General features: G+C 66.8%; 12 protein-coding genes and 1 tRNA gene. All 13 read right to left on the bottom strand.

Translation table 11 applies throughout. The annotated features are described in order from the left end of the window. Positions 1-91: 91 nt before the first annotated feature. The gene (gene infB / locus LDO11_RS05500) at positions 92-2,710 is read right to left on the bottom strand and encodes a translation initiation factor IF-2 (RefSeq protein WP_232140641.1); all 2,619 of its coding nucleotides are present in this window, start codon (positions 2,708-2,710) and stop codon (positions 92-94) included. 121 nt (positions 2,711-2,831) lie between these two features. Further along, complete coding sequence (nusA, locus tag LDO11_RS05495) at positions 2,832-4,343, bottom strand: transcription termination factor NusA (protein ID WP_129136150.1); 1,512 nt, start codon at positions 4,341-4,343, stop codon at positions 2,832-2,834. Positions 4,344-4,475: 132 nt separating this feature from the next. Then, a complete protein-coding gene (gene rimP, locus LDO11_RS05490) occupies positions 4,476-5,054 on the bottom strand; it encodes a ribosome maturation factor RimP (protein WP_164972169.1) in 579 nt (192 codons plus the stop codon). 194 nt (positions 5,055-5,248) lie between these two features. After that, positions 5,249-5,325 (bottom strand) — tRNA-Met (locus LDO11_RS05485). A gap of 128 nt (positions 5,326-5,453) precedes the next feature. Beyond that, a complete protein-coding gene (gene nuoN / locus LDO11_RS05480; protein WP_232140640.1) occupies positions 5,454-6,923 on the bottom strand; it encodes an NADH-quinone oxidoreductase subunit NuoN in 1,470 nt (489 codons plus the stop codon). A gap of 13 nt (positions 6,924-6,936) precedes the next feature. After that, a complete protein-coding gene (locus tag LDO11_RS05475; RefSeq protein WP_232140639.1) occupies positions 6,937-8,448 on the bottom strand; it encodes an NADH-quinone oxidoreductase subunit M in 1,512 nt (503 codons plus the stop codon). A 26-nt stretch (positions 8,449-8,474) separates the two neighbouring features. Further along, positions 8,475-10,595, bottom strand: coding sequence for an NADH-quinone oxidoreductase subunit L (gene nuoL, locus LDO11_RS05470; RefSeq protein WP_232140680.1), 2,121 nt, complete (start codon positions 10,593-10,595; stop codon positions 8,475-8,477). Positions 10,596-10,770: 175 nt separating this feature from the next. Beyond that, a complete protein-coding gene (nuoK, locus tag LDO11_RS05465; protein ID WP_232140638.1) occupies positions 10,771-11,094 on the bottom strand; it encodes an NADH-quinone oxidoreductase subunit NuoK in 324 nt (107 codons plus the stop codon). Then, positions 11,091-11,735 carry an NADH-quinone oxidoreductase subunit J gene (locus tag LDO11_RS05460; RefSeq protein ID WP_232140637.1) on the bottom strand — a complete coding sequence of 215 codons (645 nt, stop codon included), beginning with the start codon at positions 11,733-11,735 and terminating at the stop codon, positions 11,091-11,093. Before LDO11_RS05460 ends, nuoK begins: the two co-directional genes overlap by 4 nt. 3 nt (positions 11,736-11,738) lie before the next feature. Further along, the gene (gene nuoI, locus LDO11_RS05455) at positions 11,739-12,227 is read right to left on the bottom strand and encodes an NADH-quinone oxidoreductase subunit NuoI (RefSeq protein WP_129136155.1); all 489 of its coding nucleotides are present in this window, start codon (positions 12,225-12,227) and stop codon (positions 11,739-11,741) included. Then, positions 12,224-13,321 carry an NADH-quinone oxidoreductase subunit NuoH gene (nuoH, locus tag LDO11_RS05450; RefSeq protein ID WP_435574603.1) on the bottom strand — a complete coding sequence of 366 codons (1,098 nt, stop codon included), beginning with the start codon at positions 13,319-13,321 and terminating at the stop codon, positions 12,224-12,226. The genes nuoI and nuoH overlap by 4 nt, the downstream gene beginning before the upstream one ends. Then, positions 13,318-15,546: an NADH-quinone oxidoreductase subunit NuoG gene (gene nuoG / locus LDO11_RS05445; RefSeq protein WP_232140636.1), complete on the bottom strand. Its 2,229-nt coding sequence runs from the start codon at positions 15,544-15,546 to the stop codon at positions 13,318-13,320. Before nuoG ends, nuoH begins: the two co-directional genes overlap by 4 nt. Beyond that, the gene (gene nuoF / locus LDO11_RS05440; RefSeq protein ID WP_232140678.1) at positions 15,543-16,910 is read right to left on the bottom strand and encodes an NADH-quinone oxidoreductase subunit NuoF; all 1,368 of its coding nucleotides are present in this window, start codon (positions 16,908-16,910) and stop codon (positions 15,543-15,545) included. Before nuoF ends, nuoG begins: the two co-directional genes overlap by 4 nt. Positions 16,911-16,924 lie beyond the last annotated feature (14 nt).

The raw sequence follows: 16,924 nt of genomic DNA, 5'->3' as shown, positions 1-16,924 counted from the left end.
ACCGGCCCGGAGAGCGCGGGACCGGTGCGGACGGCGTTGCCGTCGCACTTCCCCGCTCCCTCCGGATGCCGGCCGCCGGCCGCCGCATCCGTTACAGCGTGCGCTGGACCTCGATGCGCTCGAAGCACTCGATCTGGTCGCCGGCCTTGACGTCGTTGTACGCCTTCACGCCGATGCCGCACTCGGTATGCACACGGACCTCGTCCACGTTCTCCTTGAAGCGGCGCAGCGATTCCAGCTCGCCCTCGAAGACCACCGTGTTGTCGCGCAGCACGCGGATCGGCTTGGAACGCTTGACCACGCCCTCGACCACCATGCAGCCGGCCACGGCACCGAACTTGGAACTGCGGAACACGTCGCGGACCTCGGCGATACCGATGATCTCCTCGCGGATCTCCATGCCCAGGATGCCCGAGGCCACCTGCTTCACCTGGTCGATCACGTCATAGATGATCGAGAAGTAGCGCAGGTCGAGGCCGTTGGTCTCCACGACCCGGCGGGCCGAGGCATCGGCACGCACGTTGAAGCCGATGATCGTCGCCTTGGCGGTCGCCGCGGCGTTCGCATCGGACTCGGTGATGCCACCCACGCCGGACACGATGATGTTGATGCGGATCTGGTCGTTCGACAGCGCGGTGAGCGCCTGCTTGAGCGCCTCCACCGAACCCTGCACGTCGGCCTTGACCACCAGGTTGAGCGACAGCTGCTGCTCGGCCTGGCCCATCTGCGCCATGATGTCTTCCATGCGGTTGCCCGCGGCCTGCACCAGCCGCGTCTCGCGGCGCTTGGCCTCGCGCTGCTGGGCGACGTCCTTGGCGAGACGCTCGTCGTCGACGACCACGAAGTCGTCGCCGGCATCGGGCACACCCGACAGGCCGAGCACCTGCACCGGGATCGACGGACCGGCGCCGTCCACGGCCTGGCCGTTCTCGTCGAACAGTGCGCGCACGCGGCCGTACTGCACGCCGCACACCAGGTAGTCGCCGCGGTTGAGGCGGCCCTGCTGCACCAGCACCGTGGCGACCGGGCCACGGCCCTTGTCGAGCGAGGATTCGATGACCGTGCCGGTGGCACGCCCGTCCTGCACCGCACGCAGTTCCAGCACTTCGGCCTGCAGCGAGATCGCGTCGAGCAGGTCGTCGACGCCCATTCCGGTCTTCGCCGAAAGCTCGACCATCTGGGTGTCGCCACCGAAGTCCTCGGCCACCACCTGGTGCTCGAGCAGTTCGTTCTTGATGCGGTTCGGATCGGCGGTGGACTTGTCGATCTTGTTGATCGCGACGATCAGCGGCACCTTCGCGGCACGCGCATGCTGGATCGCCTCGACCGTCTGCGGCATGACGCCGTCGTCGGCCGCGACCACCAGCACCACGATGTCGGTCAGCTTCGCGCCGCGCGCTCGCATCGAAGTGAATGCCGCATGGCCCGGGGTGTCGAGGAAGCTGATGACGCCCTTCGCGGTTTCGACGTGGTACGCACCGATGTGCTGGGTGATGCCACCCGCTTCACCGGTGGCGACCTTGGTGGTGCGGATGTAGTCCAGCAGCGAGGTCTTGCCGTGGTCGACGTGACCCATGATGGTGACCACCGGCGGACGCGCGGCCTGCTCGCCCTGCACGTCGGCGACGTGCGCGACCAGCTCGCTCTCGGCGTCGTCGGATTCCGCGCGCACCGCCTTGTGGCCCAGCTCCTCCACCACCAGCACCGCGGTGTCGTGGTCGATGGTCTGGGTGATGGTCGCCATGACGCCCATCTTGAACAGCGCCTTGACCACGTCGCCGCCCTTCAGCGCGAGCTTCTGCGCGAGGTCGGCCACGGTGATCGCTTCGCCCACGGCGATCTCGCGCACGACCGGTGCGGTCGGACGCTCGAAGCCGTGCGGGCCGCCCGAGCCGCCGCGCGACTGCTCGACATTGCGGCGCGGCTTCGGCCGGCCACGTGCGGTGCTGCGACGGGCGCGGTCGGCCGCCGACAGATGCAGCTGGCCGGCGAAACGCGCGGTGCTCTCGTCGTCCTCGACCCCGGCGACCATCGCATGCGACCCACGCTGCGCCTTGCCCTTGTTGGCGGCGCTGCGGTCATCGCGTGCGGGGGCGGCCGGCTTGGCCGGCTGGCCGTGGCTGTGCGGCGCGCGGCGCGCCGGGGGCGCGTCGGCGTCACCGGTCACCACGGCAGCTGCCGCTGCGGCTTCCTTGCGCAGCCGCTCGGCCTCGGCTTCGGCCTGGCGCTTGCGCTCGGCGGCCTCTTCGGCGCGGCGCTTGTCTTCCTCGGCCAGGCGCTGCTGCTCGGAGAGGTTGCGCTGGCGCGACTCCTCCAGCTTGCGCAGGATCTCGGCGCGCTCGGCTTCCTCGCGCGACAGCCCGGACGCAGGATCGACCCCGTCGCCCTTGCCGGTCGGCGGGACCACGGTGACCTTCTTGCGCACCACCACGTCCACGGTCTGGCGGTTCTTGCCACCACCGACGGTGAGTTCCTGCTTGCGGCTGCGGTTGAGGGTGATCTTCTTCGGGCTGACCGCTTCCTCGGCAGCCTTTTCGGACTTGCCGTGGGTGCGGCGCAGGAAGCCGAGAAGCTTCACCTTCTCGGTGCTGGTGACCACCTGGTCGGGGCTGCTGAACTTCATGCCGGCCTCGGCCAGCTGCTCCAGCAGTTTCTCGACCGGTGTGTTCACCAGTGCGGCCAGCTTGCGGATGGTGGTTTGCTGCGACATTCGGTTTCCGTGTCCAATGCGGCGGCTCGGGCCGGCGCGGATATGGGGATTCTAACGGCTCTGGCGCGTGGGGTCGGCGCGGGGCGGCCCGGGTGTCTTCGGGCCCACCTTGCGCGACCTGTCAGCCTTCCCGCTCCAGACGCGCGATCTCCTCGGCGCGCGCGGCCAGGATCAGCACCGAGGCGCGCTCCTGGTCGAGACCTTCGATATCGAATTCCAGCACTTCGTCCACGCCCAGGTCGGAGAGGTCCTCGGCGGTGCGCACGCCGTGCGAGGCCAGCGCATAGGCGATGGTGTCGTCCATGCCCGGCAGCTGCAGCAGGTCCTCTGCCGGCGCATGCTCGTCCAGCTCCTCCTCGACCGCCAGCGCATCGTTGAGCAGCGCGTCGCGGGCGCGGGCGCGCAGTTCCTCGACGATGTCCTCGTCGAAGCCCTCCACGGCCAGCAGCTCGCCCATCGGCACGTAGGCGATCTCCTCGACCGTGCTGAAGCCCTCGGCCACCAGGATGCCGGCGATTTCCTCGTCGACCTCGAGCTTGTCCTGGAACAGCTGGCGGGCGGCGGCCTGTTCGGCCTCGCTCTTGGCCTGCACCTGCTCGGCGGTCATCACGTTGAGCTGCCAGCCGGTCATGCGGCTTGCAAGGCGCACGTTCTGGCCGCCCTTGCCGATCGCCTTGGCGAGGAAGTCCTCGGCCACGGCCAGGTCCATCGAATGCTTGTCCTCGTCGACCACGATCGACTGCACTTCCGCCGGCGCCATCGCGTTGATGACGAACTGCGCCGGGTTGTCCGACCACAGCACGATGTCGACGCGCTCGCCATTGAGCTCGTTGGACACCGCCTGCACGCGCGAACCACGCATGCCGATGCAGGCACCGATCGGATCGGTGCGGTTGTCGTGCGCGAGCACGGCGATCTTGGCGCGGTCACCCGGATCACGGGCACAGGCCATGATCGACACCAGGCCCTGGCCGACTTCCGGCACCTCGAGCTTGAACAGCTCGATCATGAATTCCGGCGCGGCGCGGCTGATGAAGAGCTGCGGGCCGCGCGGCTCGCTGCGCACGTCGTAGAGATACCCGCGGATGCGGTCACCGGCGCGCACGACGTCGCGCGGGATCGCCTTGTCCTTGGGGATGAAGGCCTCGGCGTTGCCGCCGAGGTCGACGTAGACGTTACCGCGCTCGACGCGCTTGACCACGCCGGTGACCAGTTCGCCGACGCGGTCCTTCCACGCATCCACGACCTGCTGGCGCTCGGCCTCGCGCACGCGCTGCACGATCACCTGCTTGGCGGCCTGCGCGGCGATGCGCCCGAACTCGGCGTTGTCGATCTGCTCCTCGATGTAGTCGCCGACCTCGACGCCCTCGGCCTCGTCGATCGCGTCCATCAGGCGGATCTGGCGGTCCGGCGACTCCATCACCACGTCGTCGGCCACCACTTCCCAGCGGCGGAAGGTCTCGTAGGTGCCGTCCTTGGAATCGATCGCAACGCGCGTGAGCACGTCCTGGTCGACGTAGCGCTTCTTGGCCGCAGTGGCCAGTGCTGCTTCGATCGCTTCGAGGATGACGGACTCCGGCACGCCCTTCTCGTTGGCGACCGCGTCGACGACCATCAACAGTTCCTTGCTCATTCTGTTACGCCTCTGGATGTCTTGAGTTGGTCCACTTCGGAGACCGGAGGTCGGGCCCCGAAGCTCCGCCAGTCCATTACGGACTGCCCGCCCCGGTCATCGGGGCCACTGATCTGTCGTGGTGCCGTCGCCTCAGGCGGCGGGACCGTTGCCACGCTTCTTCGCACCGCTCTTGCCGGGGCGTGCGTCGCGTCCGGACGCATCGTCCTTGGCCGGGGCCAGCCCGAGGGCCACCCAGTCCGGCACCAGCCGCGCCTTCTCGATGTTGTCGGCCATCACCTCGAACGGTTGCCCATCGATGTCGAACGTGATCCGCTCGCCATCCACGGACACGATCCGCCCGGTCAGCCGGCGGCGTCCGTCCTGCGGCAGCTTCAGCACGACCTTCGCGCTCTCGCCGTTGAAGCGCGCGAACTGCGCCGGCGCGAACAGCGGACGGTCGATCCCGGGAGACGACACCTCGAGCGTGTAATGGCTGCTGATCGGATCCTCGACGTCGAGCTGCGCGGAGACCTCGCGGCTGACCGCTTCGCAGTCCTCGATCGTCACGCCAGGGCCGACGGCATCGCCTTCGACGCCGGGGCGGTCGATATACAGCCGCAGCAGCGCACTGCCCGGGTTGGGAAGGTATTCCGCGCCCAGCAGTTCCAGCCCGAGGGCTTCCACCGTGGGCGTCAGCAGTTCGATGATGCGGGTTGCATTGTCAGCCACGAATGCGCCGGCTCCTTTCGATCCGGTAAACGAAAATCCGCCCCCTGAAACAGCCAAGGGGCCCGATGGGCCCCTTGTCCGATGACGCTGGATTTCGGTGCCGGCACACGGAGCAACGTGTACCGACTCAGCCCGATCGCGACCGGTACCGCCGGAATGCCTCCCTTGAGGACATTCCACCGACCGCGAAAAGCTGGTAGCGGGGGCAGGATTTGAACCTGCGACCTTCGGGTTATGAGCCCGACGAGCTGCCAGACTGCTCCACCCCGCAGCAGAGAAATGAATTATGACGATCGGCCGGTTTGATTGCAAGCCCGGAATGATCGTTCGATGGATATATCCCGATACATCCATCGCTGCTGCGACGCGCGCCCGGCGCGACGCAGCATGTCGCGCAGTCTACAGAGTGGCGAACGCCTGCTGGCACCAGGTCATGATCGGACTCCATGCCAGCCCCAGCACCAGCAACGCCAGGGCGTTGACGGTGAAGACCGCACGCAACGCGGTACCGCGACGCGGCGACACCGGCTCGCCGACGGGTTCGTCGAAGTACATCACCTTGATCACGCGCAGGTAGTAGAACGCGCCGATCACCGCGAACACGATCGCCACGATCGCAAGCCACAGCATGTCGGCCTCGACCACCGCGCGCAGCACCGCCACCTTCGCCCAGAAGCCGAGGAACGGCGGCACGCCAGCCAGCGAGGCCATCGTGATCAGCACCAGGAAGGCCATCCACGGATTGCGCGCGTTGAGCCCGCGGAAATCCTCGATGCGGTCGGCCTCGAACCCCTTGCGCGACAGCATGACGATGGCGCCGAACGCGGCTGCCGACATGATCGCGTAGCTGATCGTGTAGAAGGTCGCCGCCGCGAATCCGTCGGTACCGCCCGAGGCGACGCCGAGGAACAGGAAGCCGACGTGCGAGACCGTGGAATAGGCCAACATGCGCTTGAGGTTGGTCTGCGCGAGCGCAATCACGTTGCCCACCGCCAGCGATGCTGCCGCGAGCACCCCCACCAGCAGCTGCCAGTAGTCCTGCAGCGGCCCAAGGCCGCCTTCGAACAGGCGGAAGGCCATGCCCAGCGCGGCCAGCTTCGGCGCCGAGCCGATGAAGATCGTGATCGGCGTCGGCGCACCGTGGTAGGTGTCGGGCAGCCACATGTGGAACGGCGCGGCGCCGAACTTGAAGGCGACGCCCACCACCACGAACACCATGCCCGTCAGCAGCAGCGTGCGATCCTCACCGGCCACGCCAGCAGCGGCCTCGCGGATGCCGTCCAGCGCCAGCGTGCCGGTGGCGCCATACACCAGGGACATGCCGTACAGCAGCAGGCCCGACGCAAGCGAGCCGAGCACGAAGTACTTCATGCCCGCTTCGGAGGCCTGCGGGCTGTCGCGGTCGGTGACCACCAGGGCATAGGAACACAACGCCAGCAGCTCGAGGCCGAGGTACACCATGGGCAGGTTGCCGGCGGAGACCAGCAGCATCATGCCGACGGTCGCGAACAGCATCAGGACCATCATCTCGCCGCGGTACAGGCCCCGCTCGCGCATGTACGACCAGCTGTAGGACGCCGCGAGCGCGCCGACCACCAGGATCGTGAACTTGAGGACGTCGGAGACGGTGTCGCGGATGAACACGCCTTCCATCACCTCGCCCTGCCCGCCAATGCCGAACGCGACCGCGGCGGCGGCGATCAGCAGCGTAGCGATGCCAAGCGTCTGGGTGACGATGCGCTGGCGGTCCGACAGGAACAGGTCGAGCATCAGCAGGGCGAAGGCGCCGAACACCACCACCAGCTCGGGAGCCAGTGGCGCGAACTCGGCGAAGGTGCGGACGGGAGGCGTCATGGTGGCGACGGTCATCGCGGGTCTTTCCTCAAAGCTTGGTGGCGGTGAGCAGGTCCGCCAGTTGCGCGATGGACGGCTCCATCAGGTCGGTGAGCGGCTTCGGGTACACGCCGATCGCCAGCACGAAAATGGCGAACACGCCGAGCACCAGTGCCTCGCGCCTGTTGATGTCGGTGAGTGCCGCAACGTGCGCATTCGCGACTTCGCCGTACAGGGTGCGGCGCACGAGCCACAGGCTGTAGGCCGCGCCGATGATCAGGGTGAGCGCGGCCGTGAAGGCGATCAGCGGGTGCGCCTGGAACGAGGCCATGACCACCATGAACTCGCCGACGAAGCCCGACGTGCCCGGCAGGCCGGAGTTGGCCATCGCGAAGAACACCATGAAGGCCGCGAACCATGGCATCACGTTGGCGACGCCACCGTAGTCGCGGATCATGCGCGTGTGCATGCGGTCGTAGACCACGCCCACGCAGGAGAACATCGCGCCTGAAATGAAGCCGTGGGAGATCATCTGCACCATCGCGCCCTGCAGGCCGAGGCGCGCCGCATCCGGGTTGCCGGTGTCGCGGATCAGGGTGAAGGCGATGAAGATGCCCAGCGTCACGAAGCCCATGTGCGAGATCGACGAGTACGCGATCAGCTTCTTCATGTCCGCCTGCACCAGCGCGACCATGCCGACGTAGACGATTGCGATGAGGCTGGCCGCGATCACCAGCCACGCCCACTCGTGACCGGCGTCGGGGGTGATCGGCAGGCTGAAACGCAGGAAGCCGTAGCCGCCGATCTTCAGCATGATCGCCGCCAGGATCACCGAGCCGCCGGTGGGCGCCTCGACGTGCGCATCCGGCAGCCAGGTGTGGACCGGGAACATCGGCACCTTGACCGCGAACGCGATCAGGAACGCGAAGAACAGCCACATCTGCTCGGTGGCGGTGAGCGGCAGTGCATACAGGTCGGGCAGCTGCCAACTCCCGCCCTTCAGGTACAGGTACACCAGGCCGACCAGCATGAAGACCGAGCCCAGGAACGTGTACAGGAAGAACTTCATCGCCGCGTACACCCGGCGCGGCCCGCCCCAGATGCCGATGATGATGAACATCGGGATCAGCATGCCTTCGAAGAACACGTAGAACAGCAGCGCGTCGACGGCGGCGAACACGCCCACCATCATGCCTTCGAGGATCATGAACGCCGCGAAGTAGTGCGCGACGCGCCTGTCGATGGAGCCCCACGCGCCGATCAGCACCAGCACGGTGGTGATCGTGGTCAGCACGATCAACGCAACCGAGATGCCGTCGGCGCCGAGGTGGTAGCGGATGTCGTATGCGGGGATCCATTCCCGGTGCTCGACGAACTGCAATCCCGCGAAGGCGGAATCGAAGCCGGACAGCAGCAGCAGGCTGGCCGCGAGCGTCAGCACCGCGAAGCCGAGCGCCACCCAGCGGGCGGTGTTCGGGCGCGCGTTGCCGCACAGCAGGGTCAACACGCCGCCGAGGATCGGCAGCCAGATCAGGAGGCTGAGGAGGGGCCAGTTCGCCACGTTTCTTTATTCCGTATGGTGTTGCGTCAGCGCCAGTGGAAGATCAGTACGGCCAGCAGTGCAATCAGGCCGATGATCATCGCGAACGCGTAGTGGTAGACATAGCCGGACTGCAGGCGACGGCTGACGCTGGCGACCAGGTCGACCACGCGTGCGGCACCGTTGACGAACAGGCCGTCGATCAGCTTCTCGTCGAACCTGCGTGAGCCCTGGCCGAGCACCAGGCCGCCGCCGGCGAACCCGTCGATCCAGAGATCGTCGGCCCAGTACTTCTTCTCCAGTACGCGGATCGGCAGCGCGAACAGCCGCGCGGCCTTTGCCGGCAAGTCGGTGCGCCACACGTACATCACGGTCGCGAGCAGGAAGCCGGCCAGCATCAGCCAGAAGGTCGGCACCTGGAAACCGTGCACCGCATACGCGACCGGCCCGTGCCACAGGGTGTCCTTGAGCTGCAGCACGGTGTCGCGTGCGGGGGCGAGGTCGATCGCGCCGAGGAAGAACGGCAGCTTCTCGGTATGCCCGGACCAGTCGGTGCCGAACAGCATCGGACCGACGGTGAAGAAACCGATCGCGATCGACGGAATCGCCAGCAGCACCAGCGGCAACGTCACCACCCACGGGGACTCGTGCGGCTCGTGCGGCTCGTGCGGGCCATGATGGTCGTGATGGCCGTGCGCATCGTCGTGCAGCGGCTCGTGCAGTGTCTGCTGGCCGTGCTCGTCCCTGGCGGCAACCGGATGCGACGGCGCGGTGTGGCGGAAACGCTCTTCGCCGAAGAAGGTCATGTACAGCAGGCGGAAGCTGTAGAAGCTGGTGACGAAGGCACCCAGCAGCACCGCCCAGTAGCCGTAGGTGCCGACCCAGCCCATGCGCTCCGCGGCGTGGCCTGCGGCCTCGATGATGGTGTCCTTCGAGTAGAACCCGGACAGGAACGGCGTGCCGACCAGCGCCAGGGTGCCGATGACGCTGGTCCAGAAGGTGACCGGCATGTACTTGCGCAGGCCGCCCATCTTGCGCATGTCCTGCTCGTGGTGCATGCCGATGATCACCGAACCGGCGGCCAGGAACAGCAGCGCCTTGAAGAACGCATGCGTCATCAGGTGGAACACCGCGGCCGAGTACGCCGACACGCCCAGCGCCACCGTCATGTAGCCCAGCTGCGAGAGTGTCGAATAGGCGACCACGCGCTTGATGTCGTTCTGCACGATGCCGATCAGGCCGGTGAAGAACGCCGTGGTCGCACCGATGAACAGGATGAACGCCAGTGCGGTGTCACTGAGTTCGAACAGCGGCGACATGCGCGCCACCATGAAGATGCCGGCCGTGACCATCGTGGCAGCATGGATCAGCGCCGAGATCGGGGTGGGGCCTTCCATCGAATCGGGCAGCCACACATGCAGCGGCACCTGTGCGGACTTGCCCATCGCACCGATGAAGAGGCAGATGCAGATCAGCGTCGCCACGGACCAGGGATAGCCCGCGAAGATCTCCACCACCTGGCCGCCGCCCACGCGGTCGGTCGCGTTGGCGAACACGGTGGCGTAGTCGAGCGTGCCGAACCAGTACAGCACCCCGGCGATGCCGAGCAGGAAGCCGAAGTCGCCGACGCGGTTGACCAGGAACGCCTTCATGTTGGCGAACACCGCGCTCGGCTTCTTGAACCAGAAGCCGATCAGCAGGTACGACACCAGGCCCACCGCTTCCCAGCCGAAGAACAGCTGCAGGAAGTTGTTGCTCATCACCAGCATGAGCATCGAGAAGGTGAACAGCGAGATGTAGCTGAAGAACCGCTGGTAACCCGGATCCTCGTGCATGTAGCCGATGGTGTAGATGTGCACCAGCAGCGATACGAAGGTCACCACCACCATCATCATCGCGGTCAGGCGGTCGACCATGAAGCCCACGTGCGCGGAGTAGCTGGCCACGTCGAACACCGTGTAGATGTTCTCGTTGTACGGCGCAGCTCCCTGCAGCAGCTGCCACAGCACGTAGCACGACAGCACGCAGCTGGTGGCGACGCCGAGGATCGTCACGCTGTGCGCGCCGGCACGGCCGACCTGCCGCCCGAAGAGGCCGGCGATGACCGAGCCGAGCAGCGGCGCAAGCACGATGATCAGCAAGTGGGTTGTCGAAATTGCCATCTGGATATCCATTGACCTGGTCGCGCCGGGGCGGACCGTTACAGCCGTCCGGGTGACATGCGTCGTGTGTCACCGTCGAATCGTTTGTCGTGCGTGCCTACCATGGTGGTACCGCGGGCTCCGGAGAAAGACCGGCCCGGCCTTCCTGGCCGGGCATCCGCAGCAGCGCGGGCGCTGCAGCCTACCCCCTGAGCGTGTCGATATCGGCCACGTTGATCGTGTTGCGGTTGCGGAACAGCGTCACCAGGATCGCCAGGCCGATCGCCGCCTCCGCGGCCGCCACGGTCAGGATGAAGAACACGAAGACCTGGCCGCTGGCGTCGCCGAAGTGCCGCGAGAACCCGATGAAGTTGACGTTGACCGCCAGCAGCATCAGTTCGATCGACATCAGCAGCACGATCACGTTCTTCCGGTTGAGGAAGATGCCGGCCACGCTGATGCAGAACAGCACCGCGCCCAGCGCGAGGTAGTGGCCCAGCGCCAGCCCTTCTCCGAACAGACTCATGCCTGGCCCTCCCCGTCCTGGACCTGCGGTGCCGCGGGTGCCTGAGGACGTACCGCATCCATCTTGATGATCCTCACGCGGTCGGATGCGCGCACTGCCGCCTGCGCAGCCGGATCCTGCCGCTTCACGCCCACACGTGCGCGCAGGGTGAGCATCACCGCAGCCACCACCGCCACGGTGAGGATCAGCGCGGCGATCTCGAACGGAAGCAGGTAGTCGCGGAACAGCGTATGCGCGACCCATGCGGTGTTGCCCAGGCCGGCGGCTTCAGCGGGGTCGGGGCCGAACGGGGTGATCCGCGAACCGATGCCGATCAGCGTGAGCACCTCGGCCAGCATCACCACCGCGACGACGAGCCCGATCGGCAGGTAGCGCACGTAGCCCTGGCGCAGCGTGGTGACGTCGATGTCGAGCATCATCACCACGAACAGGAACAGCACCATCACCGCGCCGACATACACCACGATCAGCGCCACGCCCAGGAACTCGGCACCGGCAAGGATCCAGGTACCGGCAGCACTGAAGAAGGTCAGCACCAGGAACAGTGCCGAGTGCACCGGATTGCGGACACTGATCACCGCTACCGCCGACATCACGGTGATCGCGGCGAAGCCCAGGAATGCGAGAAGAATGAAATCCATGACTTACCTGTAGGCGGCGTCGGCGGCGCGGCGCTGGGCGATTTCCGCCTCGAGCCGGTCGCCCAGTGCGAGCAGCTGCGGCTTGCTGACGATGTTCTCGCCGCGGTTCTCGAAGTGGTACTCGTGGATGTGCGTCTCGACGATGGAATCCACCGGGCAGGACTCCTCGCAGAACCCGCAGTAGATGCACTTGAACAGGTCGATGTCGTAGCGGGTGGTGCGGCGGGTGCCGTCCTCGCGCTGCGCCGAGTCGATGGTGATCGCCAGCGCCGGGCACACCGCTTCGCAGAGCTTGCACGCGATGCAGCGTTCCTCGCCGTTGGGATAGCGACGCAACGCGTGCAGGCCGCGGAAACGCGGTGACTGCGGCGTCTTCTCCATCGGATACATCAGCGTGTACTTGTCACGCCACAGGTACTTGAAGGTCAGCTTCATGCCGCCCATGAGTTCCAGCAGCAGCAGGCTGCGGAAGAAATTGCCGACGCGGCTCATCGCTGTACACCCTCCAGCACCCCGAAATACGCCATCAGCGCGGTGACCACGATCCAGGCGATGCTGACCGGAACAAATACCTTCCAGCCCAACCGCATGATCTGGTCATAGCGGTAACGCGGGAATGACGCGCGGAACCAGATGAAGACGCTGGCGAAGAAGAACATCTTGGCGAACAGCCACCACCAGCCATCGCCGAGGATCGTCGACAGCACCGGCACGCCGGGAATCCACGCCGCCGGGATCGGGGACAGCCAGCCGCCGAGGAAGAACAGCGTCGTCAGGATGCTGATCAGGATCATGTTCGCGTATTCGGCTAGGAAGAACAGCGCGAACGCGGAACCCGAGTACTCCACCATGTGACCGGCGACGATTTCCGACTCGCCCTCGACCACGTCGAACGGTGCACGGTTGGTCTCGGCCACGCCGGACACGAAATAGATCACGAACAGCGGCAGCAGCGGCAGCCAGAACCAGCTGAAGAGACCCGCACCACCCGCCTGCGCCATCACGATGTCGGTGAGATTGAGGCTGCCCGCGGCGATCAGTACGCCGACCAGCGCGAAGCCCATCGCGATCTCGTAGCTCACCATCTGCGCAGCGGCACGCATCGCGCCGAGGAAGGCGTACTTCGAGTTGGTGGCCCAGCCCGCGAGGATGATGCCGTACACGCCCAGCGAGGTCATCGCCAGCAGGTACAGCAGCCCCGCATTGGCGTTCGACAACACCAGCTGGTAGTCGAACGGCACCACTGCCCATGCCGCGAACGCCGGTGCCAGCGTGATCAGCGGTGCGAGCACATACAGCTTCGGATGGGCGTTGGTGGGCTGGATGACTTCCTTGAACAGCAGCTTGAAGACGTCCGCGAAGGCCTGGAACACGCCCATGCCCACGTACATCGGCCCATGGCGCACGTGCATCCAGCCAATCAGCTTGCGCTCCCAGACCACGTAGAAGGCCACCGCAAGAATCACCGGAACGGCGATCGCGAGGATCTTCAGCACGATCCACAACACGGTGCCGATCGCGCCCAGCGAGAACAGCGCATCGCGCATCGGGCCGAACAGCTGCTGGAGAAATTCCGCCGTCGTCATGCCGGCATCACCTGTACGTTGCCGGCTGCCAGCGCCGCGGTGGCGCCGTAGCCGCTTTCGACGAACACCGCACCCACGGCCACCTGGTCGCTGACCATGACCTGCAGGGTCGCGGTGCCGGCGTGGTTGGAGACCTTTGCCATCGCGCCATCCACCACGCCGAGCGTGCCGGCATCGGCCGGATGCACGACGATGCGCGGGCCCAGCGTCAGCGGATGTGCCTGCAGGGCCGGCGAACGCCGGACCATGGCATCGCTGCGATAGATCGCGGGTGCCACCGCAAGCTCAAGACCGGCGTCCGCGTGCAGCGCCTGCCCACCCTGTACGACGACCTCGCGCGGCTGCATCGAAGCACGCAGCGGCGCGATGTCGACGAATCCGAAGCCGTCCAGGCCAAGCTGGGCGCCGAGTGCACGCAGTACGCGCCAGCCGGCACGGGCCTCGCCCGGAAGGCGACCGGCGGCGAGTGCGCGCTGGTCGATACCCTCGAGGTTCGTGAGTGTGGCGTCGATCTCCGGCAGCGCACCGATCGGCAGGATCACGTCGGCGACGGCGCGCGTGGAGGCACAGGCGAACTGGCTGAATGCCACCACCTGCGCGCCCTTGAGCGCCTTCAGTGCGAGCGCCTGGTCGGCGAAGTCCAGCCCCGGCTCGACGCCGTAGAGCACATAGGCCGAACGTGCCTCGCGCAGCATCGCCTGCGCATCGCGCGAGGCCGGCAGCACGCCATGGCGGCTGAGGCCGACCGCATTCGCGCCCTGCGGGATGCGGCACAGCGCCGCACCGCGCGCAGTGGCGAAAGCTTCGGCCGCGGCACGGATCGCACCGGCGTGCACGCCGCTTTCGGCCAGCGCGCCCAGGATCACCACCATCCGCTCGCCCTCGCCCACCGCGGCGGCGAGCTCACCGCTACCCAGGGCGGCGGCGATACGCGACGGCGCGACGATGGCCTTGGAGGCGACATCGAAGGTGAAGTCGAAATCGACGGGATTGACCACGTGCACGCGCGCGCCCTTGCGCCAGGCCTGACGCACGCGGTGGTGCAGCAGCGGCACTTCGTGGCGCAGGTTGGAACCGACGATGACCACGGTACCGGCGTCGGCGATATCCGCCACCGGCATCGCGAACGGCGTGGCGACGGCGTCGCCGGACAGGTCGCGCTGACCGATGCGGTGGTCGAGGTTGCCGGTGCCGAGGCCTTCGGCCAGCCGCGCCAGCAGCGCGCCCTCCTCGTTCGACGTGGACGGGTGCACCAGCATGCCGAGGTCGTCGGCTGCGTTGTCGCGAAGGACCTGCGCGGCACGGGCCAGCGCCTCGTCCCACGACGCCACGCGGAAGTCGTCGCCGTCGCGGATCAGCGGCTGCACCGCGCGGTCGTCCGCGCCCAGGCCCTGGTGCGAGTAGCGGTCACGGTCGGACAGCCAGCACTCGTTGACGGTCTCGTTGTCGCGCGGCACCGCGCGCAGCACTTCGCCGCGGCGCGAGTGCAGGAACAGGTTGCTGCCCAGCGCGTCGTGATAACCCAGCGACTCCTTGGCGATGAGCTCCCACGGGCGTGCACGGAAGCGGAACACCTTGTTGGTCAGTGCGCCGACCGGGCACACGTCGATGACGTTGCCCGACAGCTCGGTGGTCAGCGGCTTGCCGTCGTAGGTGCCGATCTGCAGGTTCTCGCCACGGCTCATGCCACCCAGCTCGTAGGTACCGGCGATCTCCGAGGTGAAGCGCACGCAGCGCGTGCACTGGATGCAGCGCGTCATCTCGGTGGCGACCAGCGGCCCGAGATCCTCGTCGGGCACCACGCGCTTGCGCTCGACGAAACGGCTCACCGAACGGCCGTAGCCCAGCGAGAGGTCCTGCAGCTCGCACTCGCCGCCCTGGTCACAGATCGGGCAGTCGAGCGGATGGTTGATCAGCAGGAATTCCATCACGTTGCGCTGCGACTTCAGCGCCTTCTCGCTGCGGGTGACGACCTTCATGCCGTCCATCACCGGCGTGGCGCAGGCCGGCGCCGGCTTCGGCATCTTCTCCACCTCGACCAGGCACATGCGGCAGTTCGCGGCGATGGCCAGCTTGTCGTGGTAGCAGAAACGCGGGATCGGGATGCCGGCCTTGTCGGCGGCCTGGATGATCATCGAGCCCTTCGGCGCGGCCATCTCGACGCCGTCGATGAAGACGGTGACGTGGTCCGGCGGCAGGTTCGGGTTCACGGGCTGAGCGCTCATGCGGCCACCGCCTTGGGCACCACGGTGCCGTTGCGCTGGTCGTCGACCAGGAAACGCCGGTTGACGATCGCGTACTCGAACTCGTCCCAGTAATGGCGCAGGAAGCCCTGCACCGGCCACGCGGCGGCCTCGCCGAACGCGCAGATGGTGTGGCCCTCGATCTGCCCGGCCGCGGCCCGCAGCATGTGCAGGTCCTCGACGGTGGCGGTGTGCTGGGCGATGCGGGTCAGCATGCGGTACATCCAGCCGGTGCCCTCGCGGCACGGGGTGCACTGGCCGCAGGACTCCTGGTAGTAGAAACGTGCGATGCGCTGGCAGGCGCGCACCATGCAGGTGGTGTCGTCCATCACGATGACCGCGCCCGAACCGAGACCGGAACCGGCCTTCTGGATCGAGTCGTAGTCCATCGTCAGGCCCATCATGATCTCGCCCGGAAGCACCGGCATCGACGAGCCACCCGGGATCACGCCCTTGATGGTGCGACCCGGACGCATGCCGCCGGCGATTTCCAGCAGTTCGGAGAACGGCGTGCCGAGCCGGATCTCATAGTTGCCCGGCCGGGCAACGTGGCCCGACACCGAGAAGATCTTGCAACCGCCGTTGTTGGGCTTGCCGAGGTTCATGAACCACTCGGGGCCGTTGCGGATGATCGCCGGCACCGAGGCATAGGTCTCGGTGTTGTTGATCGTGGTCGGCTTGCCGTACAGGCCGAAGTTGGCCGGGAACGGCGGCTTGTAGCGCGGCTGGCCCTTCTTGCCTTCCAGCGACTCCATCAGTGCGGTTTCCTCGCCGCAGATGTAGGCGCCCGCGCCCAGCGCGTTGTGGATGTCGATGTCGACGCCGGAGCCGAGGATGTCCTTGCCCAGCCAGCCGTTGGCATACGCGTCGGCGGTGGCTTCCTCGAGGTGCTCGAACGGCTCGTGGTGGAACTCGCCGCGCAGGTAGTTGTAGGCGACCGACGAACCCGTGGCATAGCAGGCGATCGCCATGCCCTCGATCACCGAGTGGGGGTTGTAGCGCAGGATGTCGCGGTCCTTGCAGGTGCCGGGCTCGGACTCGTCCGAGTTGCAGAGGATGTACTTCTGCATGTCGCCCTTGGGCATGAAGCTCCACTTCAGGCCGGTCGGGAAGCCTGCGCCGCCACGGCCGCGCAGGCCGGACTGCTTGACCATCTCGATGACATCGGCCGGCGGGATCTTCTCGGTGAGGATCCGGCGCAGGGCCTGGTAACCACCGGTCTTGAGGTAGTTCTCGTACGACCACGGCTTGTCGAAGTGCAGCGTCGTGTAGACGGCCTGGTGTTCCTTCGGTGCCGGGCCGACGGGCCCGTAACCTTCGGAGACGTGGGAGTTGTGATGCGCCATGCCTGCGTCGAGCC

Source organism: Alterluteimonas muca (assembly GCF_021191595.1).
Classification (GTDB): domain Bacteria; phylum Pseudomonadota; class Gammaproteobacteria; order Xanthomonadales; family Xanthomonadaceae; genus Luteimonas; species Luteimonas muca.
The sequence above is the reverse complement of the archived record's forward strand: the minus strand, read 5'-3'. Positions and strand labels throughout refer to the sequence as shown.

Bases quoted from the DNA above. Each gene is read 5' to 3' on its own strand.
- infB (WP_232140641.1), bottom strand. From the start codon at position 2,710: ATGTCGCAGCAAACCACCATCCGCAAGCTGGCCGCACTGGTGAACACA.
- nuoN (WP_232140640.1), bottom strand. From the start codon at position 6,923: ATGACCGTCGCCACCATGACGCCTCCCGTCCGCACCTTCGCCGAGTTC.
- nusA (WP_129136150.1), bottom strand. From the start codon at position 4,343: ATGAGCAAGGAACTGTTGATGGTCGTCGACGCGGTCGCCAACGAGAAG.
- LDO11_RS05460 (WP_232140637.1), bottom strand. From the start codon at position 11,735: ATGGATTTCATTCTTCTCGCATTCCTGGGCTTCGCCGCGATCACCGTG.
- nuoF (WP_232140678.1), bottom strand. From the start codon at position 16,910: ATGGCGCATCACAACTCCCACGTCTCCGAAGGTTACGGGCCCGTCGGC.
- nuoI (WP_129136155.1), bottom strand. From the start codon at position 12,227: ATGAGCCGCGTCGGCAATTTCTTCCGCAGCCTGCTGCTGCTGGAACTC.
- nuoK (WP_232140638.1), bottom strand. From the start codon at position 11,094: ATGAGTCTGTTCGGAGAAGGGCTGGCGCTGGGCCACTACCTCGCGCTG.
- nuoG (WP_232140636.1), bottom strand. From the start codon at position 15,546: ATGAGCGCTCAGCCCGTGAACCCGAACCTGCCGCCGGACCACGTCACC.
- nuoH (WP_435574603.1), bottom strand. From the start codon at position 13,321: ATGACGACGGCGGAATTTCTCCAGCAGCTGTTCGGCCCGATGCGCGAT.